The sequence below is a fragment of the Mesorhizobium sp. WSM4810 genome (genome assembly GCF_055811235.1).
This window is the reverse complement of the sequence record NZ_JBVVQV010000005.1, coordinates 304,804-322,268: the sequence shown is the minus strand read 5'-3', so window position 1 is coordinate 322,268 and position 17,465 is coordinate 304,804. Positions and strand designations below refer to the sequence as shown.

Here is a 17,465-nt window from a genome sequence, read left to right as displayed (position 1 = left end):
AATGCGACTGTCTTCAGACCCTCCCCAAATTCCAGCCGGATCAGCTAAATGTTTGCAAGCTACCGACCGATCCTTTCGCTGCTTCGCGGCACCGCTTTCCTGCTTGCGGCAACCGGACTGCACGGGCTGTTGTTGCCGCTGCGCGGCCAGTTGGAGGGTTTCTCGACCGCATCGCTCGGCCTGATGGGCACGGCCTGGGCCGGCGGCTTCGTCACCGGCTGCTTCTTTGCGCCGCGCCTGGTGCGCCGCGCCGGTCACGTACGCGCTTTTGGCGCCTTTGCGGCATCGGGAGCCATCGTCGCACTGCTCACCGGCCTGATCATCGACGAATATATCTGGATCCTGCTGCGCGCCTTCACCGGCTTCACCATGGCCGGCGCCTTCATGATCATCGAAAGCTGGCTCAACGAGAAGTCCACCAACGAGAACCGCGGCGCCGTCTTCGGCCTTTACATGATGGTCACCTATGCCTCGATCATGGGCGGCCAGATGATCGTTGCCGGCGGTGATGTGAAGTCGGCCTCGCTGTTCATGATCACCGGTATCCTGTTCTGCCTGTCGCTCATTCCGACCGCAGTGTCGACGGCTTCGCATCCCAAGCCGCTGCAGGACGTCTCGCTCGACGTCAAGGGGCTCTATGTCAATTCGCCGGTGTCGGCGATCGCCTGCGTTCTGATCGGCGTCGCCAACGGCGCCTGGGGCACGCTTGGCGCCGTCTATGGCGCCCGCATCGGCATTTCCACGGCGGAGATCGCGCTGATGATGAGCCTGGTGGTCGTCGCCGGCGCCGCCATGCAACTTCCGGCCGGGCGTCTCTCCGACAAGACTGACCGCCGCTTTGTGCTGGCGGGCCTGGCATTCGGCGCGGCGCTGTTCGCCATCGCGCTGTTCCTGTTCGAGCCGCGCTCCGGCGTCTTCGTCATCGTCTGCACCGCTGCCTACGGGGCCTTTGCCTACACGCTTTATTCGATCGCCGTGGCCCATGCCAACGACCACGCCCGGGCGGAGGATTTTGTCAAAGTGTCCGGCGGCTTGCTGCTGCTCTATGGTTTCGGCACGATGATCGGGCCGCTGCTGGCCGCCGGCCTGATGGGCTGGATGCGTCCGGAAAGCCTGTTCCTTGCAACGGCACTCGCGCATCTTTGCCTGGCAGGCTATACGCTGCTGCGCATCAGCCGGCGCGCACCGGTGCCAATCGAAGACCGCGACGCCTTCAAGACGCAACCGGCCGAGCGCTCGATCACGCCGGAAGCCTTGCGGCTCGATCCGCGCAGAAAGCCTGAAACCAACGGTTGAGATTTGGAAAACTTTGCCTCACAAATAAGCCATGATGTTTTCCGACGCCTTCATGGCGATTGCCGATCCCAACCGGCGCTATCTCTTGGAAGAGCTTCGGCGCGGCCCGAAGACCGTCAACGAACTGGCCGCCGGGTTGCCGGTCTCGCGCCCGGCGGTTTCGCAGCATCTGAAAGTGCTGCTCGACGCCGGGCTGGTCAACGCCAAGCCGGAAGGGACAAGGCGCGTCTATACGGTCAGCAGTGCCGGCTTCCTGAAGCTCAACATCTGGCTCGACCAGTTCTGGGAAGCCGAGCAGCTTGGCTCGCCCGGAAGCTGAGGTGCGCCGTCGCATCTTTGCCAGTAGACAGGCATGGCGAAGCTCCTCTGGATCCAGGTGCTGGCGCTGAGCCTCACATCTCATTGAAACAATGTCAGACACCGGCCTAAGCGTTCCAGCTTGGACGTTTCTGAACGCGGTCGAGCCAATGATGGACATTGACGAGCGAGTCCGGGATGTCGGCTCCGAAGAAGGCGCCAAGCCACGCTGCGACGCCGGCGGTGATGTCGGCGACGGAGTACTGGTCGCCCGCGATGAACGGGCGGCCATCGGCGATCTCGCGGTCAAGCCACGCCCACTTTGCCGGAACGGCTTCGCGCTGGGTTTCGGCGAAAGCCGGGAACTGCACAAGCCGCTCCGCAAACATGGGATCGGAATGCAGCGCAATGCTGCCGATCGTTCCGAAGATCTCGATCTCGGCGCGGCGGTTCCACATCTCGACCTTGCCTTGGCTGACCGCGTCCGAGCCGAACAGTGCCGGCGTTGGATGAAGCGCCTCCAGATAGCGGCAGATGGCGATGCTTTCGGTGATCACCGTCCCGTCATCGAGCACGAGCACGGGAATCTGGCCGAGTGAGTTGAGGTCAAGGAATTGCGGGGTTTTGTGCTCGCCTTTTGTCAGATCGACATCAACCCGCGGAACGTCGATGCCTTTCTCAGCCATGAAGATGCGGACGCGGTAGGAATTCGGACCGATGCCGCAGTAGAGTTTCATCATATCCTCCCGATTCTGCTGGTCTTTGGCTCAGGCTGGGGCGCTCGCGCGCATTCCACCCGCAGGTTGTCGAGCATCTGGCTCCAGCCAGCCTGATGGTTTTTGGGCTGATCATGGCCGTCAAGAAAGGCGCCTTGTTCGGTCATCAGCAGCCGGCAGCCTGTGCCTTCTGGACTGAATTCAACCGTCAGCAGGCCGACAAACAATCGCTGGCCGCTGCTGGTCATGCCACCAGCCGAGACGATGCGCTGGTCGCGCACGATGTCGAGGTAGCGCGTCTCGTTCACATAACTCTCGCCATCCTTGGGTCCAAAACGGCTGAGCGCAATGCCGCCCACTTGGAACTCGAAGCATTCAATGCTGCTTTCCCAACCCTCGCCGGGCGAGCCCCAGCGCTGCAATGCGGCGGGATCGGACCAAGCGGCGAACACCCTCGCCGGCGAAGCGTCGTAGCTGCGTTCGAGCACTATGGTCGAATGGATGACGGAGCGTTCGCTCATGTTGGCATCCTCAATTTCCTTCGGTTTCGTCTTTGGTTTCCGCAAGAAAGCCCCCGAGCCGGTCGAGCCGCTGTTCCCAACTCAGGCGCCGTTCGTTGATCCAGTGTTCGGCGGTCCTCAGCGCCCTCGGCTCGAGCTGGCAGGTGCGCACCCGGCCGAGCTTTTCGGTGCGGACGAGACCGCTCGCCTCGAGCACGTTCAGGTGCTGGACGACCGCCGACAGCGACATCGCCAGCGGCTCGGCCAACTGGCTGACCGATGCGGGGCCGCACGACAGCCGCTCCACCATGTGCCGCCGCGCCGGGTCGGCGAGCGCCTGGAACATCAGGTCGAGCTGGGCGGTATCGTGCAGCATCGGCTTAACCGTTGTTGTAGGGGAAAGTTTCAAATAGGGCTGCGCTTCCTCGATCACTCGGGCGACCGACGGCCGCAGCAGCAGCCGGTCGTGGTAGCGCGCGACTGTTCATTGCCGACAGATGTGAACAGCGTTCCGTTTTCATAGTGCGATCAGCGGCTTCCAGCAGAAGGAGGCGAGCGGATGGAGATGCATCGTCAAGGACACTGCTTTGCTCGTTCCCTTGGTGGTTCGCCGCTGCATGGTTTACGGAGCTAAACACTGAAGTGATTCCTTAACTATTGCCGATGGTGTGTCAAGGTCCGGCTCCGCACTTACCTGGCTTGGCTATGGGCGACGATGGCATCAACGATCGCGGCCCAATCGTCGGGATGGAGTTCGTGGCCGCCGCCTTCAATGCGGACAAGCCTCGCGCCGGCAACTGCTTCGGCCAGAGCGGCGCCATGCTCGACCGGAAAGATCGGATCCGCGGTGCCGTGGATGACGAGGAGCGGAACCTTCAAGTCGTGCAGGCGACCCTTGCAATCCTCGCAGCCCCGATCCTCGCCGCCCCGATCCTCGCCGCCCCGATCTTCACCGCTCTCAAGCATGAAATGATTGGTCGCGCTTAGAAAACCGCCGGACCGGTCGTAGTCCTGTTCGACGAAGGCCCTCGTCCGCTTCCCGTCGAATGGATGCGCGGTGCCGGCGATCGCGTGCGCGTCCTTGACGATGTAGTCGATCACCTGGGCTCGGTCCGACCAATCGACCTTGGCGCCTTCGGCCGAATGCTTCATATAGGCTTCGCTCGTCCTTGGCAGGTGCGAGGTGTCGATCCCGATTGGCGAAGTGCTGATCGCCGTAAGCGAGATGATCCGCGACGGATATTTCAACGCCACGAGTTGCGCGATCATGCCGCCCATCGACATGCCGACGACATGCGCTTTCGCGATGCCATGATTGTCGAGGACGCGAATGGCGTCGTCCACCATGGCGTCGAAAGTGTAAGGCGGTTCGCCCGGCGCATATTTGGTCGAACGGCCGGTATCGCGATTGTCATAGCGGATCACGAACAGGCCCTTGCCGGCCAGTTTCCGGCAGAACGCCTCAGGCCACCAAAGCATCGAAGCCATCGCGCCCATGATCAGCAGCATCGGCGGATGCGCGGGATCGCCAAACGTCTGCGACACGATTTCGGGTTCCGCTGCCTTGGTCATGGTCGCCGTCTCCTCTCTGCAAAACCGATTGCATTTCGCAATCAGTTGCACGATGATATAACTGATATGATAATGCAACCAGTTTCTGTCGGAGATTCGCATGAGCATCGATCATCGTTCTGGGTGCCCGATCAACCTGTCGCTTGAAGTGTTCGGCGACCGGTGGAGCCTGATCATCCTCCGCGACATGATTTTCGGCGGCAAACGCCACTTTCGCGACTTGCTCAACGGCTCATTGGAACGCATCGCTTCCAACATCCTCGCCGATCGGCTGAAGCGACTGATGGAACTCGGCATGCTGACCAGGGCTGACGATCCCACCCACAAGCAGAAGGCGATCTACAGCCTGACCGAAATGGCGATAACGCTGGTGCCGATCCTGGCGCATCTCGGCGCCTGGGGTCGCGTCTGGCTGCCGGTCAGCGAGGAGCTCTCGATCCGCGCCGAGCTTCTGGAAAAGGGCGGCCCGCCGATGTGGGAAAAGTTCATGGACGAACTGCGCCACGAACATCTGGGCACGCCTTCCGACACGCCGCCGGATGCCACCGTGCGTGCGACGTTGCAGGCCGGATACGAGGCGGTTGTAGCCCGAAAGGCGCCGGGCGCCGGGTGCGATGCCGGCGCCTGACCAACTTATTTCCCCCATTGCAGGGCGGCTCTGCTATTAAAGCCATTGAAAACTATAATTTACGGGATTGGAAAAGCCCTTGGTTGAGAACTCTAAGGATACTGCCCGCGCGCGGGCCGATTTGCGTTTCAAGAAGCAGGAAGAGGCAGCCACGGTTCGTCAGAAGGCGATGGCGGAATATGTCGCTGAGAGCGATGCCCGCCAGATAAAGACCAACAAGCTGAGGGCGCTCCGCCTTGCCAAGGAAGCGGAAGACCTCGCCAATGCGCCGGCTGCTCCGGTGAAGAAGCCGACACGCGCCAAGAAAAAATAGCGGTCCGGCGTGTCGGGCGGGCCTGTCCTGCCGTCGGCAGGTGATGACAACGAGGCGGCTGCTTCACCGCCTTTTATGCATGTCGTTACAGCAAAACCGCTGCGCACCCTCGTTCAAGCCCGAGGCATGCTTTGCGCGACATGCATTAGCTCATGGTTATGTCGCGGCTGGCTGCTCGCATCGATACTGAGAAGCCGGCCAGGACATCGACCAGTGCGATGACCATCAAAATGAAGAAAACCGAGTGCGCCGCGCCCTTCACCAGCAGGAACTCGACCAGGAACGCCACGAAGACGAAGGTCGACAACAGGTGGTCCATGATCGAGGCGCTCGTCGTGCGCGTCGATTTCAAGATTTCGACGAAGAAGAGAAGCAGCCCGATCAGCACGATCAGATCGCCGAGCGTCATCGAGAACACTCCGCCCGACATCATGCGGATCGAGAACATTTGGATTGCCCAAGGATCGTCGCCGCCGCCGAATATTCCCAGAAGCCCAAGATTATAGAGGACGAAGGGTACGATCAGCAGCGGGATGGCACCGAACATCAGAAGGCTCCGGTTGGACAGCCTTCTCTAGTATGCGCTCGGCGTTCGCCGTCAAGAATTTTCGCATGCGACCGCGAACACGGACAAAGACCGTGCGAAATAACAGTACCAGCCGGTACGGCTGCATCCGGTACGGCTGCTGGCATATTTGACAACAATTCGAGGGGCGATCATCTGCGCAAAACGCAGAAAGACCGGCGCGATGGCCGGTCCTTCGATAGTCCCAAACCGTCGAAAGCGTTCTCAGCTTTCCTTCGGCTCCAGAACCTGGCGACCGCGATACATGCCGGTCTTCAGGTCGATATGGTGCGGGCGGCGCATCTCGCCGGAATTCTTGTCCTCGACATAGGTCGGGGCCTTCAGCGCATCGGCCGAGCGGCGCATGCCGCGCTTCGACGGGGAGGTTTTTCGTTTCGGTACGGCCATGGATATGCTCCACTACATGGTCAAAATGCCCCGGCTGCCCTCGTGAAAGGGCCGCGTCAGGGCCGGAATCTGAGAAAGTTGGGTGCCTATACACGCCCTGCGCCGTTTTGGCCAGCGCCGTCGCCAATTTTTTTAAGCTATCGCAGACAGCCGACATAGGCGCCGGACCGACCGGCGCGCCGCTCGATCAGCGAGGCCAGCCGTCTCAGCCCCGGCCCGGGCTTCGCCGGGTTGCGGGCGATCGGGTTCGGCAGGGTGACGGCAAGCAGCGCCGCCTGGCGACGCGACAATCGTTTTGCCGAAACCCCGAAATGATGCTGGGCGGCGGCCTCGATGCCATAGATGCCCGGCCCCCATTCGGCGATATTGAGATAGATTTCCATGATGCGCCGTTTCGACATCACCATGTCAACATAGACAGCCAGCGGCAGCTCGACGACTTTCCGGACCGAGCCCAGCGGCCGCGACCACAGATAGAGGTTCTTGACGCTCTGCATGGTGATGGTCGAGGCGCCGCGCGTCATCTCGCCGGCCAGCGCGTCGTCGACGACGCCCCTCAACTCGCCAAGGTCGATGCCGCGATGGAAACAGAACTGCCCGTCCTCCGACATGATGACCGAATGCGCCAACGCCGGCGCCACATCGTCGATCGAGACCCAGCGCCGGTCATAGCCGGAAAACGTCGCCAGATCCTTCAGCATCAGTGTCGATACCGGATGCACGAACGGCGGCAGGTACAGAAAGGTCAACACCAGCGGCATCAGCGCCAGCACCACGGCGATGGTGATACAGCGCCGGACCCAGTGCCGAGGCCAGCGTTTGAGACCGATGCGATTGCCGCGTTTCGGCCTCACCATGTCCAGCCCTTGGGTTTCGTGATCGACGATCGGTTCCGACAAGCCGCTCAATCCATGCTGCTCCCTGCCCCCGGCATAATGGCGCTTGGCTTCTTGCGCAACGTCTGAGTGTCGGCTACCCGTCCCCGGCATGGCGAAAGACGATCAAATACCGTTCGAGGCAGCGCTTCTCGCACGCACAGGGCCGATCGAGGCGCTGCTCAGGCGGTTGCTCGACGACCGCCCGCTTTCAGGCGAGATCGCGCGGCCGCAGCGTCTGATGGAGGCGATGCGCCACGGCGTGCTGAATGGCGGCAAGCGCCTGCGCCCTTTCCTGGTCATGGAAAGCGCCGCGCTGTTTTCCGCCGACGGCGAGGCGGCGCTGCGCGTGGCGGCGGCGCTCGAATGCGTGCATTGCTATTCGCTGATCCATGACGATCTGCCGGCCATGGACGACGACGATCTGCGCCGAGGCCAGCCGACCGTTCACAAGGCCTTCGACGAGGCGACCGCCATCCTCGCCGGCGACGCCTTGCTAGCGCTCGCCTTCGACATCATTGCCGACGAAGCGACAATGCTGCCGGCCGAACGGCGGGCGGCGCTGGTGCTGGCGCTGGCCCGCGCCGCCGGAGCCGGAGGCATGGTCGGCGGCCAGATGCTCGATCTCGAAGCCGAGCGTAACCGGCCGGAGGAAGCCGGCATCATCCGGCTTCAGGCGATGAAGACCGGCGCGTTGATCCGCTTCGCCTGCGAAGCGGGCGCAATTGTTGCCGGCGCGCCGGCGGCCGACCGTGAAAGACTGGCGGAATTCGGCTCGGCGATCGGGCTTGCCTTTCAGCTTGCCGACGACCTGCTCGATCTGACGGCGGATGCGCGCCAGATGGGCAAGGCGACCGGCAAGGACGCAGCCGCCGGCAAGGCGACGCTGGTGGCGCTGCACGGCGCCAACTGGGCGCGGGACCAGCTTCAAGGCCTCGTCGACCAGGCCCACGCCTTGCTTTGTCCCTATGGCGAAGACGCCGTGCTTCTGAAGCAAGCAGCGGAATTCGTGGCGGCCCGCAACAGCTGACGCTGTTCCAAGCTGTACTCCCGCCCTATGGCGCGCCGTGCAGCCAAGGAGGGTTGGCGAACTGTTCGGCCAGGAAATCCACGAACACGCGCACGCGCGGCGACAGAATTCGGCCAGGCGGATAGACAGCGCAGATTGGCGCTCCGTCAGGATGATTGTATCCGGTGAGCAGCGCGGTCAGTCTGCCTGCCTCGATATCCGGCCCGACCAAGATCTCGGACATGCGGATGATGCCTATACCGGCGAGCGCCAGCCGGCGTAGCGCTTCGGTGCTGTTGGCCTCTATCGGGCTGCGGATACGCATGCTTTGCAGACCGTCCGGGCCATCGAACTCCCAGATATTGAGACCGCCGCGCGCTGTGACGCCAAGACAGATATGACCTTGAAGGTCGTCTGGCGTTGTCGGCATGCCATGTCTTTCGAGATATCGAGGTGATGCGCAAATGACACGGCGATTGGGCGCCAGCCGCCGCACCACCAGCCTGGAATCGCTGTGTGCGGCAACGCGCACGGCGACGTCCGTCGCCTCAGCCAACAGGTCGACAATCGCATCTGTGAACATCAGCTCGAGCTCGACGGCCGGGTAGCGATCGATGAAGGCCGGCAACATCGGCACGATCAAGCGATGGCCGAAGGCGCTCGGAAGACTGACGCGCAGCCGGCCGCGCGGTTCTGCTCCGGGTTGAACCGCGATTTCAGCCTCTTTGATGTCGTTCAGGATGCGGCGAGCGCTCTCGGCATAGGTGCTGCCTTCCGCCGTCAAGCTGATGCGCCGCGTCGAGCGCTGCAGCAAGCGCACGCCAAGGCGGGACTCAAGCCGACCGATGATTTTGCTGACGGCCGAAGGTGTCATCCGCAGCCGGCGTGCCGCTGCCGAGAAGTCGCCTTCCTCGACAACTGCCAGGAACACACCCATCGTCTCTTGCCGGTCGATGATATCTATTCCAATTCGTCACAGATGAACGGAAACTATCACCGATTATCGGCAGATGCGAACCATAATATGTTTTCCTCTTCAGCATGCAAAATGCTGGAGAGGAGGTGCCATGGGTGCAGAACACGTAAACCTGCGAGATGCTCACGACGTGCATCGGTGGGCACGTCGTCAGCGCAGCGCCGCAATTGGGCGGTGGTGTCTTTGGCTTATCCGTACGCTCAATCGGTCACGTCAAGGAATGGGAAAACGCTCAAGGCGAAGCAACGTCCGGGCTGGCGCAGCCGGCCGATCGGAATGATTTCTGGCGATGTTGGAGCGTATGGCTCGCCACGCCAGTTGCCGAGCCATTCTTCGACGACCAGCCCGGTCTGGTCCAGCATCGGCGCAAGGTTTTCTTTGTCGGCACGGCGGTTTTCGATTCGGCGCTGAGCACGCGTCCGCTGCCGGGCATTTCGTAACGGGTGGAGTAAGTGACGACACCGGTAGCGGGATTGTGGCGGAAATCGTTCGAAGTCCACGCCGCCTTGGTTCTCCCATATCATAGAACTGGACGAGGCCGGATCGATGTAGAGACGGTCGGTCATGGTAAGCCTATAGCTGAAGCCGTGGACCAGCAGAATTCGTGGAATAAAAGCGCAGCTTCGATGGTTTGTCGGGAAAATCAGTCGGCACCCATCACCGATTCCGCACCACAATGCATGCACCGCCGACGCTTTGCAGTTTCCGGCAGATGTTGTCGGCCTTGGCTTTGGAGTCGGCGCCGATGCGGACAGCATAGATCCCGCGCCTGCCGATCGGCGAGCGCACCCGGCTGACCACCGGATCATGGCCCTTAAGCAAGGCCGGAAACCGGCGCTTCACACCAGTCCATTGATTGAGCGCCGCGGCGCGGCGGAAATTGCCGGCCACCTGCACGCCCCACGGCTTGATGTTGATCGACGCCATGGCCACGGTTTGGGACTTGATGACCGGCAGTTTTCGGCAGGCGACCGCGAAGCTCGCTTTCTTGTCGAGCGGCTGGATGCTGCCGGCATAGGCGGTGTCGGTGAACCTGTCGGCCGGCTCGCCCATGATGTCCAGGACGTAATTTTCGGTCTCCATCGGCAGGAAGCCGCCGGAACTCAGCCAGCGCGACACCCGGCTTTCGCCGGCATTGTAGGCGGCGGCGGCCAGGCCCAGATTGCCAAAGCCGGTTTTCATCTCGGCGAGATATTTTGCCGAGGCCGGAATGGCCTGCTCGATATCGAAGGAATTGGCGAGGCCGCGTATCTTGGCGGTGCCCGGCATGAACTGGGCAATGCCTTCGGCGCCGACCGGACTGACCGCATTGGGGTCGAAGCGGCTTTCCTTCCAGATCAGCCGGGCAAAGAAATCCTTGGGCAGGCCGTTTTGATCGGCATGCGCCTCGATCAGGTTGCAAACCCGGTCGAGCAGCCGCTGCTTGGCAGGGCGCGGCGGATCGGCGTGGACGGCTGTCGCCCAGCCCAGCCCACCAAGTAAAACACCAAGCAAAATCGGCGTCGCCCAAGGGAAGCGCCGCATCGACCTACTCCGCCGCAGCCTTGCCAGGTTGCCCAAACCGCTGCTCGATATAGTCGGCGATCATTTTCTCGAAGTCGGCGGCGATCGAAGGGCCGCGCAGCGTCGCCGCCTTCCTGCCGTCGACGAATACCGGCGCCGTCGGCGTCTCGCCGGTGCCGGGCAGCGAAATGCCGATATCGGCATGCTTGGATTCACCCGGACCGTTGACGATGCAGCCCATCACCGCGACTTTGAGGTTTTCGACGCCGGGGTATTTTTCACGCCACACCGGCATGTTCTTGCGCAGATCCGCCTGGATATCCTGCGCGAGTTCCTGGAACACGGTAGAGGTGGTGCGGCCGCAACCGGGGCAGGCGGCGACGATCGGTACGAACTGCCGAAACCCCATGGTCTGCAGGAGTTCCTGGGACACTTGCACCTCGCGGGTGCGGTCGCCGTTCGGCTCCGGCGTCAGCGAGATGCGGATCGTGTCGCCAATGCCTTGCTGGAGAATAATGCCCATCGCCGCGGATGAGGCGACGATGCCTTTCGAACCCATGCCGGCCTCTGTGAGGCCGAGATGCAGCGCGTGGTTGGAGCGGGTGGCAAGCTCGGTGTAGACCGCGATCAGATCCTGCACGCCGCTGACCTTGGCCGACAGGATGATCTTCTCACGGCCAAGGCCGATCTCCTCGGCCATTTCGGCCGACAGAATCGCCGACTGCACGATCGCCTCGCGCGTTACCTCCTGCGCGGTCAGCGGAAAGCCCTGGCGCTGGTTGTCGTCCATCAGCCTGGTCAAAAGCTCTTGGTCGAGCGACCCCCAGTTGACGCCGATTCGCACCGGCTTGTCGTACCGGATCGCCATCTCGACGATCGCCGCGAACTGCCGGTCCTTCTTGTCCTTGAAGCCGACATTGCCGGGATTGATGCGGTATTTGGCCAGCGCCTCGGCGCAAGCCGGGTGGTCGGCGAGCAGCTTGTGGCCGATATAATGAAAATCGCCGACCAGCGGCACATTTATGCCGAGCCGTTCGAGCCGCTCGCGGATGGCGGGCACGGCGGCGGCACTCTCGTCGCGGTCGACGGTGATGCGCACGATCTCGGAGCCGGCGCGATGCAGCGCGGCAACTTGAGCGACTGTCTGGTCGACATCGGCGGTGTCGGTGTTGGTCATCGACTGAACGACGACAGGGGCGCCCCCGCCGACCATCACGCCGCCGACGTCGACACCGACAGACGTGCGGCGCGAGAAGGGTGAAGAAAAATATCCGGTCATGGCCGGCTGCCCTTTGTTAGCGCCGATTCCGGAATCGGTTTCCGGAAACAATCTGCGCAAAAATCAAAAATACAGCGTCCATTGCGCGTCCGAAAGGAGGCGCGGCGCTATAGAAGGTCCCGGCATGAGGTGGAGGAGCAAAGATGGCTTGTCAATGGCGATAGGCAGGCAAACCTGTCAAATCGAACCGCCGGACAAACAGGGAAACGCTCCGGCGGCATTGGTTGCCACCGGAGAAGATGGTCGGGCAAAGCGCGCATTGTTCCCTGCATGACCCCGAAACCGAAAGGATTTTCGGAAAGGACCATGCGCCGAAATCAGAAGCACGACAGCGCCCTTTGCGCGTCCAAAGGACGCGCAGCGCCGTAGATGAGCGTCAGTGCGTGGTGGGTTTCGGCTTCGCCTTCAATTTCTCAATCTCGTCCTTGAGCGCCAGCTTGCGCCGCTTGAGATTCACGATTTCGAGGTCGTCGACCGATGGATGGTTCATCGCATCATCGATTTCGCGTTCGATGTCGCCGTGTTTCCGCTGCAGCTCATCAAGATGGGATGCAAGAGACATGATTGGTTCTCCCTTTCATGGTTTCCTCGATTGCAGCCGTCAAGGCGCGTCCCACCGCAATTTCGCTTCTGTGACGGCATAATGACAGTGTGCCACTATCGGGCACCGATGTCGAATGCTGCGTGGTAGCATTCCACGACAATACGAAATGTGGTATTGGCTGCGCGCCGGTGCAAGATACCTCCGGCCTCGCCCAATCAGGCCCATTTTTGGGCGCCGCAGACGTGCAGACGGTAAATAATGTCCGAACAGGAACAGGCCGATATCCGCCTCGAATATTCTCGGCTGAAGCAGGAACACGCCGATTTCGACGCGGCGATCAACGCGATGATCGCCATGGGCTGCGACCCTCTGCAGATCCAGCGCATGAAGAAGAAAAAGCTCTTCCTGAAAGACCGGCTGATGGCGCTGGAAGACCGGATCATCCCCGACATCATCGCGTGAGCGAATCCCACTTACGGTCGCGACAAATCCTGCTCATCCCGTGATCGAAAGCCTCGCGGCGCGTTCGCGCAGCAGGGCGATGAGATCGCCGGTCTTTTCCTCGGAAGTGTCGATGGGAACCACCAGGCATATCGTCGCCTCGACCTTGCCGGCAGCTGAAAAGACCGGCGCGGCAAGGCACTTTGTATAGGCGTCGACAAGACCGGAAGTCACACAGTAGCCGGCAGCCCCGGCCGTAGCGATATCTTCTATGAAGTCGTACAGCAGCAATCTGCGGCCATCCGGCAGGACGAGATCGTCTTCGGACACCATGTCTTCGATCACAGCCCGTTCGAAACCGGCGAGAAGCAACCGCCCGGAAGCGGTCCAGGGAAGCGGTATCTGCAGACCCGTGGCCGAACTGATCCGGAACGGCCTGGTGCCCGGGCTTGAATGGACAATCGTGTAGCGGCCGCTTTGCAGCATGCACAATTCGGAGGTCTCGCCTGTCTCGCGCGAAAGATCGTCGACTTCCTGACGCCCTCTCCTGAGCAGGTCGTTGCCGCGCACATAGTCCATTCCGTAGAGATAAAGCTTCTTCCCGAAATAGACGCGATTGCCGTCGCCGGCCATTTCCAGCAGGCCCGCATCCACGAGCGAGCGCACAAGCGTGTAGATCGTCGAGCGCGGCGCATTCACTCCCTTGGCGAGATCGCCAATCCCGATCGCTCGCTGGTTCGCATGAAGAAACTCCAGGATATGGAGCACGCGGTTGAGACCCTTCTCGCGGGAGCCCGCAATCCTGTCTTCGTCCGGACCAGCGTCCGGCCGAACTGCCAAGCCATTGCCATCTTGCATTGCTGATTCCTGGTGTTAGTATCTGTCTCGTACAGGATACATGTGTCTTTTGTAAGAGACAATCCAGCAGATTACCGATGCATGTATCGGCAAAGGGGAACACAACACGAAAAGGAGGTCGCCGTGAACGACACATCCAAAAGACGTGATTTTCTGAAACTGGCCGGGCTTGCAACGGCCGGAGTGGTGGGCGCAGCGACAACAGTCGATGTTCAGAAGGCGGCGGCGCAGGCGGCACCGGACAGCCTGCTGCGCACCGTTCTCGATCGCGGCAAGGTGATCGTCGGCACCGGCAGCACCAACGCGCCCTGGCACTTTGAAAACGATGCCGGCGAACTGGTCGGCATGGACATCACCATGGGGCGCATTCTTGCCAAGGGACTTTTCGACGATACGACCAAGGTCGAGTTCGTCATGCAGGATCCGGCCCAGCGCATTCCGAACGTGACCACCAACAAGGTCGACATTTCGATCCAGTTCATGACCATGACCGCCCAGCGCTCGCAGTTGATCCACTTCTCCCGGCCCTATTACGTCGAAGGAATCGCCTTGCTGACCCTTCCGAACGCCGAAAACAAGACCTTCGACAAGCTGCTTGCCGGCGGTTCGGCGACGCGGGTTTCCATCCTGCAGAATGTCGATGCCGAGGCAAATGTGCACATCGTCCTGCCGGAGTCGCAGGTGATGCAGATAGACACGCAGGCCAACGTGCTGCAGGCACTGGAATCGAAACGCGTCGACGCCGCCGCCGTCGATCTGTCGACGGTTCGCTGGCTCGCCTCGCGTAATCCGGACAAATACTTCGATGCCGGCAAGAGCTGGTTCTCGATGCTTTACGGCGCCGCACTTCGGCAAGGCGACCTCGACTGGCTGACCTTCGTCAACACGACCTTCACCACGGCCATGTTCGGCCATGAGACGGCGCTCTACGACGCTGCATTCAAGGACTATTTTGGACAGGAGCCGCCGGCGCGCCATCCCGGCTTCCCGGTCATCTGATGCAAGCAAGCGGAAGGGCTTGCGCCCTTCCGCGGCTTATCGTCGACAGCCCTCGATAATGACAGGGACACATGGGCTATACCCTGAACTTCAACCTGATCTGGCGGCATTTCGACAAGCTTTGGGGCGGGCTGCTGCTCAGCCTCGAGCTGGCCGTGATCTCCATCGCGATCGGCATCCTCATCGGACTGCTTCTGGCGGTCTGGTACGTGTCGGCCGGGCGTGCGGTGCGGACCGTCATCGCCGCCTATGTCGAGTTCATCCGCAACGTGCCGCTGATCCTGCTCGTCTATCTCGTCTTCTACGGCCTGCCGACGGTGGTCGACATCGCCTACAGCGCGCAGACCTCGTTCATCGCCACGCTGTCGCTCTATAGCGGCGCTTATCTGGTCGAGGTGTTCCGCTCGGGGCTCGAAGCGGTTCCGCGCGGACAGGTCGACGCCGGCAAGGCGATCGGCCTGACGCCATGGCAAAGGCTGGTCCATGTGCGCCTGCCGACGATGCTGCGCATAACGCTGCCCGCGCTTTCCAACACGTTCCTGTCGCTGTTCAAGGACACGTCCGTTGCGTCGGTCATTTCGGTGCCCGAACTCACCTACGGCGCCCAGTGGATCAACTTCAACACCTTCCGCATCGTCGAGGTCTACCTTGTGGTGACGGCGATGTATCTCTTGACCGGCTACGCGCTTCTTTTTGCACTTCGGCTTGTCGAGCGCCGGTTCAGGGCGGCGCACTAGGATGCTTGGCCAGATCGCCTATGCCTTGCCCTTCCTGGCCCAGGGTTTTGCCGTGACGCTATGGGTGTCGCTGCTGGTCGTGGTGTTGTCGCTCGTCGCCGGCGTGATGATGGGCGTCGGTCTTGTCTATGGCCCGGCTCCGCTGCGCTGGGCAGTGCGCATTTTCAGCGACACCATTCGCGGCATTCCGATCCTGGTGCTCATCTTCTTCGTCTATTACGGCCTGCCTGCCGTCGGCCTCCATCTGGAATCCTTCTGGGCAGCCGTGCTGGCGCTCACCCTGTTCAAGACGGCGCAGGTCATCGAGTATCTGCGCGGCGCGGTCGGTTCCATACCGAAGGGGCAGTCCGAAGCGGCGATGGCGATCGGGCTGACCTTTCGCCAGCGACTGGCCTATGTCATCTTCCCGCAGGCGTTCAGGCGTTTCCTGCCGCCATGGATCAATGGCGTCACCGATGCGGTGAAGGGCAGCGCGCTGGTCTCGCTGCTCGGCATCACCGACCTGATGCACGCCATCAACCAGGTCATCGGCCGCACCTACGAAGCGATGCCGCTCTACATCCTCGGCGCGGTCATCTACTTCGCCGTCAATTACGCGCTCTCCCTGGCCAGCCGACGGTTGGAGCGGCGTTTCTCCTTCATCCGGGAATAGCAAGATGCCCATCGCCACGCCCGCCAATCCGGCGCTTCTCGATGTCTCCGAGGTTTCCAAGTCCTTTGGATCCGTCGCGGTCCTGCGCTCCGTCAGCCTGCAGGTGACGCGCGGCGAGGTGGTGACTGTCATCGGGCCTTCCGGCAGCGGCAAGACCACGCTGCTGCGCTGCGTCAACTTCCTAGAGAGCTACGACAGCGGCTCCATCCGCATCGACGGCAAGGAGGTCGGCTTTCGCGACACGGGAACACGCCAGCGCCGCAGCGAGCGCGACCTGGCGAAGATGCGGGCCGAAACCGGGATGGTGTTCCAAAGCTTCAATCTGTTTCCGCATCTGACGGCGGCCGGCAACATCATGCTTGGCCTGCGCAAGGTGCGCGGCAAGAGCAGTACCGAGGCCCGCGCCATTGCCGAGCACTGGCTCGGCCGGGTCGGCCTTGCCCACAAGGCCGACAGCCTGCCGGCCGAGCTTTCCGGCGGCCAGCAGCAGCGAGTCGGCATTGCCCGCGCGGTGGCGATGGAGCCGAAAATCCTGCTTCTCGACGAGATAACCTCCGCGCTCGACCCGGAACTCGTCGGCGAGGTGCTCGAGGTCGTGCGCAGCCTGGCCGAGGACGGCATGACGATGGTGATGGTCACGCACGAGATGGCCTTTGCCCGCGATGCCTCGAGCCGCATCATCTTCATGGCAGATGGCGGCGTCAGCGCCGCGGGCCCGCCCGCCGAGATTCTGGGCGCGGAGATCGACAATGAGCGTCTCCGCAGTTTCCTGGCGCGGTTTCGTGCCTCGCATTTCTGACATCGGACGGCGAAAGCTGTCGCAAGGAGCCTTTTCATGACGCCTTACATCCGGCTCGCCGAATTGGGCCTGACGCTGCCCGAGCCGCCGACGCCGATCGCCAACTTCGTCACCCACGCCGAAAGCGGACGGCTGATCTTCCTCTCCGGCCAAGGCCCATTGCGCGCCGACGGCACGCTTTGCACCGGCAAGGTCGGCGAGGATGTCACGGTTGAAGAGGCCTATAAGCATGCCCGTCTCACCGGTCTGAACCTGCTCGCCGTCATGCACGCTGCGGCAGGCGACCTCAGCCGCATCGTGCGCGTCGTCAAGCTGCTTGGCTTCGTCAACGCGATCCCGACCTTCAGCGACCATCCGAAGGTGGTGAATGGCTGTTCCGATCTTTTCGCCGCTGTCTTTGATAGTATCGGCGGGCACGCCCGTTCGGCGATCGGTGTCGGCTCCCTGCCGGGCAACATCACCGTGGAAATCGAGGCGGTCGTCGAGATCGCCGCCTGA

At 61.9% G+C, this 17,465-nt stretch carries 24 protein-coding genes; 11 read left to right on the top strand and 13 right to left on the bottom strand.

Annotation, left to right across the window (positions count from 1 at the left end; translation table 11 throughout):
- The first annotated feature begins 48 nt into the window (after nucleotides 1-48).
- Nucleotides 49-1,296, top strand: a complete 1,248-nt coding sequence (locus AC0L3O_RS10665; protein ID WP_023797051.1) for an MFS transporter — start codon at nucleotides 49-51, stop codon at nucleotides 1,294-1,296.
- 31 nt (nucleotides 1,297-1,327) lie between these two features.
- Nucleotides 1,328-1,615 (top strand): ArsR/SmtB family transcription factor, encoded by a 288-nt coding sequence (locus AC0L3O_RS10660; RefSeq protein WP_027152975.1) that lies wholly within the window; start codon nucleotides 1,328-1,330, stop codon nucleotides 1,613-1,615.
- Between the two features lie 106 nt (nucleotides 1,616-1,721).
- On the opposite strand, the gene AC0L3O_RS10655 is transcribed toward AC0L3O_RS10660, so the two are convergent.
- The 4 genes from AC0L3O_RS10655 to AC0L3O_RS10640 form a co-directional block, all read right to left on the bottom strand.
- Nucleotides 1,722-2,330 (bottom strand): glutathione S-transferase family protein, encoded by a 609-nt coding sequence (locus AC0L3O_RS10655; RefSeq protein ID WP_473615511.1) that lies wholly within the window; start codon nucleotides 2,328-2,330, stop codon nucleotides 1,722-1,724.
- On the bottom strand, nucleotides 2,330-2,830 hold the full coding sequence (locus AC0L3O_RS10650; protein ID WP_287234272.1) for an SRPBCC family protein: 501 nt from the start codon (nucleotides 2,828-2,830) through the stop codon (nucleotides 2,330-2,332). The genes AC0L3O_RS10655 and AC0L3O_RS10650 overlap by 1 nt, the downstream gene beginning before the upstream one ends.
- 10 nt (nucleotides 2,831-2,840) lie before the next feature.
- Nucleotides 2,841-3,185 carry an ArsR/SmtB family transcription factor gene (locus tag AC0L3O_RS10645; RefSeq protein WP_027152973.1) on the bottom strand — a complete coding sequence of 115 codons (345 nt, stop codon included), beginning with the start codon at nucleotides 3,183-3,185 and terminating at the stop codon, nucleotides 2,841-2,843.
- Nucleotides 3,186-3,499: 314 nt separating this feature from the next.
- Nucleotides 3,500-4,381 carry an alpha/beta fold hydrolase gene (locus AC0L3O_RS10640; RefSeq protein WP_473615509.1) on the bottom strand — a complete coding sequence of 294 codons (882 nt, stop codon included), beginning with the start codon at nucleotides 4,379-4,381 and terminating at the stop codon, nucleotides 3,500-3,502.
- Between the two features lie 100 nt (nucleotides 4,382-4,481).
- On the opposite strand from AC0L3O_RS10640, the gene AC0L3O_RS10635 reads away from it, so the two are divergent.
- Together AC0L3O_RS10635 and AC0L3O_RS10630 are read left to right on the top strand one after the other, a co-directional pair.
- The gene (locus AC0L3O_RS10635) at nucleotides 4,482-5,009 is read left to right on the top strand and encodes a winged helix-turn-helix transcriptional regulator (protein ID WP_236368879.1); all 528 of its coding nucleotides are present in this window, start codon (nucleotides 4,482-4,484) and stop codon (nucleotides 5,007-5,009) included.
- Nucleotides 5,010-5,088: 79 nt separating this feature from the next.
- Nucleotides 5,089-5,322 carry a hypothetical protein gene (locus tag AC0L3O_RS10630; protein WP_023797044.1) on the top strand — a complete coding sequence of 78 codons (234 nt, stop codon included), beginning with the start codon at nucleotides 5,089-5,091 and terminating at the stop codon, nucleotides 5,320-5,322.
- A gap of 145 nt (nucleotides 5,323-5,467) precedes the next feature.
- Here AC0L3O_RS10630 and AC0L3O_RS10625 read toward each other — a convergent pair whose 3' ends face one another.
- The 3 genes from AC0L3O_RS10625 to AC0L3O_RS10615 all read right to left on the bottom strand — a co-directional run bounded on the left by AC0L3O_RS10625 (nucleotide 5,468) and on the right by AC0L3O_RS10615 (nucleotide 7,203).
- Entirely contained in the window at nucleotides 5,468-5,869 is a 402-nt protein-coding gene (locus tag AC0L3O_RS10625; RefSeq protein WP_091593310.1) for a hypothetical protein, read from the bottom strand.
- Between the two features lie 243 nt (nucleotides 5,870-6,112).
- On the bottom strand, nucleotides 6,113-6,295 hold the full coding sequence (gene rpmF / locus AC0L3O_RS10620) for a 50S ribosomal protein L32 (protein WP_006203806.1): 183 nt from the start codon (nucleotides 6,293-6,295) through the stop codon (nucleotides 6,113-6,115).
- A 137-nt stretch (nucleotides 6,296-6,432) separates the two neighbouring features.
- On the bottom strand, nucleotides 6,433-7,203 hold the full coding sequence (locus tag AC0L3O_RS10615) for a biosynthetic peptidoglycan transglycosylase (protein WP_473615508.1): 771 nt from the start codon (nucleotides 7,201-7,203) through the stop codon (nucleotides 6,433-6,435).
- Between the two features lie 79 nt (nucleotides 7,204-7,282).
- Here AC0L3O_RS10615 and AC0L3O_RS10610 point away from each other — a divergent pair, with 79 nt between their 5' ends.
- Nucleotides 7,283-8,200 carry a polyprenyl synthetase family protein gene (locus tag AC0L3O_RS10610; RefSeq protein ID WP_128170591.1) on the top strand — a complete coding sequence of 306 codons (918 nt, stop codon included), beginning with the start codon at nucleotides 7,283-7,285 and terminating at the stop codon, nucleotides 8,198-8,200.
- A gap of 25 nt (nucleotides 8,201-8,225) precedes the next feature.
- Here the strand turns inward: AC0L3O_RS10610 and AC0L3O_RS10605 are convergent, their stop codons facing one another.
- The 5 genes from AC0L3O_RS10605 to AC0L3O_RS10585 form a co-directional block, all read right to left on the bottom strand.
- On the bottom strand, nucleotides 8,226-9,116 hold the full coding sequence (locus AC0L3O_RS10605; RefSeq protein ID WP_473615507.1) for a LysR family transcriptional regulator: 891 nt from the start codon (nucleotides 9,114-9,116) through the stop codon (nucleotides 8,226-8,228).
- A 239-nt stretch (nucleotides 9,117-9,355) separates the two neighbouring features.
- Nucleotides 9,356-9,721 (bottom strand): hypothetical protein, encoded by a 366-nt coding sequence (locus AC0L3O_RS10600; protein ID WP_473615505.1) that lies wholly within the window; start codon nucleotides 9,719-9,721, stop codon nucleotides 9,356-9,358.
- 91 nt (nucleotides 9,722-9,812) lie between these two features.
- Nucleotides 9,813-10,679: a lytic transglycosylase domain-containing protein gene (locus tag AC0L3O_RS10595; RefSeq protein ID WP_128170589.1), complete on the bottom strand. Its 867-nt coding sequence runs from the start codon at nucleotides 10,677-10,679 to the stop codon at nucleotides 9,813-9,815.
- Nucleotides 10,680-10,683: 4 nt separating this feature from the next.
- Complete coding sequence (gene ispG / locus AC0L3O_RS10590) at nucleotides 10,684-11,937, bottom strand: flavodoxin-dependent (E)-4-hydroxy-3-methylbut-2-enyl-diphosphate synthase (protein ID WP_473615504.1); 1,254 nt, start codon at nucleotides 11,935-11,937, stop codon at nucleotides 10,684-10,686.
- Between the two features lie 376 nt (nucleotides 11,938-12,313).
- Nucleotides 12,314-12,499: a YdcH family protein gene (locus tag AC0L3O_RS10585; RefSeq protein WP_023797036.1), complete on the bottom strand. Its 186-nt coding sequence runs from the start codon at nucleotides 12,497-12,499 to the stop codon at nucleotides 12,314-12,316.
- Between the two features lie 240 nt (nucleotides 12,500-12,739).
- On the opposite strand from AC0L3O_RS10585, the gene AC0L3O_RS10580 reads away from it, so the two are divergent.
- Nucleotides 12,740-12,943, top strand: a complete 204-nt coding sequence (locus AC0L3O_RS10580) for a YdcH family protein (RefSeq protein ID WP_023797035.1) — start codon at nucleotides 12,740-12,742, stop codon at nucleotides 12,941-12,943.
- Nucleotides 12,944-12,976: 33 nt separating this feature from the next.
- On the opposite strand, the gene AC0L3O_RS10575 is transcribed toward AC0L3O_RS10580, so the two are convergent.
- Nucleotides 12,977-13,780: an IclR family transcriptional regulator gene (locus AC0L3O_RS10575; RefSeq protein WP_023797034.1), complete on the bottom strand. Its 804-nt coding sequence runs from the start codon at nucleotides 13,778-13,780 to the stop codon at nucleotides 12,977-12,979.
- Nucleotides 13,781-13,903: 123 nt separating this feature from the next.
- Between AC0L3O_RS10575 and AC0L3O_RS10570 the strand changes: the two genes are divergently transcribed.
- The 5 genes from AC0L3O_RS10570 (at nucleotide 13,904) to AC0L3O_RS10550 (ending at nucleotide 17,465) form a co-directional block, all read left to right on the top strand.
- Nucleotides 13,904-14,779: a transporter substrate-binding domain-containing protein gene (locus AC0L3O_RS10570; protein ID WP_091593538.1), complete on the top strand. Its 876-nt coding sequence runs from the start codon at nucleotides 13,904-13,906 to the stop codon at nucleotides 14,777-14,779.
- Nucleotides 14,780-14,850: 71 nt separating this feature from the next.
- Complete coding sequence (locus tag AC0L3O_RS10565) at nucleotides 14,851-15,516, top strand: amino acid ABC transporter permease (RefSeq protein ID WP_473615502.1); 666 nt, start codon at nucleotides 14,851-14,853, stop codon at nucleotides 15,514-15,516.
- A gap of 1 nt (nucleotide 15,517) precedes the next feature.
- Nucleotides 15,518-16,168: an amino acid ABC transporter permease gene (locus AC0L3O_RS10560; protein ID WP_077380470.1), complete on the top strand. Its 651-nt coding sequence runs from the start codon at nucleotides 15,518-15,520 to the stop codon at nucleotides 16,166-16,168.
- Nucleotides 16,169-16,172: 4 nt separating this feature from the next.
- Nucleotides 16,173-16,967 (top strand): amino acid ABC transporter ATP-binding protein, encoded by a 795-nt coding sequence (locus tag AC0L3O_RS10555; protein WP_031254069.1) that lies wholly within the window; start codon nucleotides 16,173-16,175, stop codon nucleotides 16,965-16,967.
- A 36-nt stretch (nucleotides 16,968-17,003) separates the two neighbouring features.
- Nucleotides 17,004-17,465 carry a RidA family protein gene (locus AC0L3O_RS10550; protein WP_023797029.1) on the top strand — a complete coding sequence of 154 codons (462 nt, stop codon included), beginning with the start codon at nucleotides 17,004-17,006 and terminating at the stop codon, nucleotides 17,463-17,465.

Excerpts from the sequence above, each read along its gene's own strand:
- AC0L3O_RS10605 (WP_473615507.1), bottom strand. The coding sequence starts at position 9,116 with ATGGGTGTGTTCCTGGCAGTTGTCGAGGAAGGCGACTTCTCGGCAGCG.
- AC0L3O_RS10600 (WP_473615505.1), bottom strand. The coding sequence starts at position 9,721 with ATGACCGACCGTCTCTACATCGATCCGGCCTCGTCCAGTTCTATGATA.
- AC0L3O_RS10565 (WP_473615502.1), top strand. The coding sequence starts at position 14,851 with ATGGGCTATACCCTGAACTTCAACCTGATCTGGCGGCATTTCGACAAG.
- AC0L3O_RS10550 (WP_023797029.1), top strand. The coding sequence starts at position 17,004 with ATGACGCCTTACATCCGGCTCGCCGAATTGGGCCTGACGCTGCCCGAG.
- rpmF (WP_006203806.1), bottom strand. The coding sequence starts at position 6,295 with ATGGCCGTACCGAAACGAAAAACCTCCCCGTCGAAGCGCGGCATGCGC.
- AC0L3O_RS10665 (WP_023797051.1), top strand. The coding sequence starts at position 49 with ATGTTTGCAAGCTACCGACCGATCCTTTCGCTGCTTCGCGGCACCGCT.
- AC0L3O_RS10610 (WP_128170591.1), top strand. The coding sequence starts at position 7,283 with ATGGCGAAAGACGATCAAATACCGTTCGAGGCAGCGCTTCTCGCACGC.
- AC0L3O_RS10660 (WP_027152975.1), top strand. The coding sequence starts at position 1,328 with ATGATGTTTTCCGACGCCTTCATGGCGATTGCCGATCCCAACCGGCGC.
- AC0L3O_RS10655 (WP_473615511.1), bottom strand. The coding sequence starts at position 2,330 with ATGAAACTCTACTGCGGCATCGGTCCGAATTCCTACCGCGTCCGCATC.
- AC0L3O_RS10585 (WP_023797036.1), bottom strand. The coding sequence starts at position 12,499 with ATGTCTCTTGCATCCCATCTTGATGAGCTGCAGCGGAAACACGGCGAC.
- AC0L3O_RS10645 (WP_027152973.1), bottom strand. The coding sequence starts at position 3,185 with ATGCTGCACGATACCGCCCAGCTCGACCTGATGTTCCAGGCGCTCGCC.
- AC0L3O_RS10575 (WP_023797034.1), bottom strand. The coding sequence starts at position 13,780 with ATGCAAGATGGCAATGGCTTGGCAGTTCGGCCGGACGCTGGTCCGGAC.
- AC0L3O_RS10625 (WP_091593310.1), bottom strand. The coding sequence starts at position 5,869 with ATGTTCGGTGCCATCCCGCTGCTGATCGTACCCTTCGTCCTCTATAAT.
- AC0L3O_RS10650 (WP_287234272.1), bottom strand. The coding sequence starts at position 2,830 with ATGAGCGAACGCTCCGTCATCCATTCGACCATAGTGCTCGAACGCAGC.
- AC0L3O_RS10635 (WP_236368879.1), top strand. The coding sequence starts at position 4,482 with ATGAGCATCGATCATCGTTCTGGGTGCCCGATCAACCTGTCGCTTGAA.
- AC0L3O_RS10555 (WP_031254069.1), top strand. The coding sequence starts at position 16,173 with ATGCCCATCGCCACGCCCGCCAATCCGGCGCTTCTCGATGTCTCCGAG.
- AC0L3O_RS10580 (WP_023797035.1), top strand. The coding sequence starts at position 12,740 with ATGTCCGAACAGGAACAGGCCGATATCCGCCTCGAATATTCTCGGCTG.
- AC0L3O_RS10595 (WP_128170589.1), bottom strand. The coding sequence starts at position 10,679 with ATGCGGCGCTTCCCTTGGGCGACGCCGATTTTGCTTGGTGTTTTACTT.
- ispG (WP_473615504.1), bottom strand. The coding sequence starts at position 11,937 with ATGACCGGATATTTTTCTTCACCCTTCTCGCGCCGCACGTCTGTCGGT.
- AC0L3O_RS10640 (WP_473615509.1), bottom strand. The coding sequence starts at position 4,381 with ATGACCAAGGCAGCGGAACCCGAAATCGTGTCGCAGACGTTTGGCGAT.
- AC0L3O_RS10560 (WP_077380470.1), top strand. The coding sequence starts at position 15,518 with ATGCTTGGCCAGATCGCCTATGCCTTGCCCTTCCTGGCCCAGGGTTTT.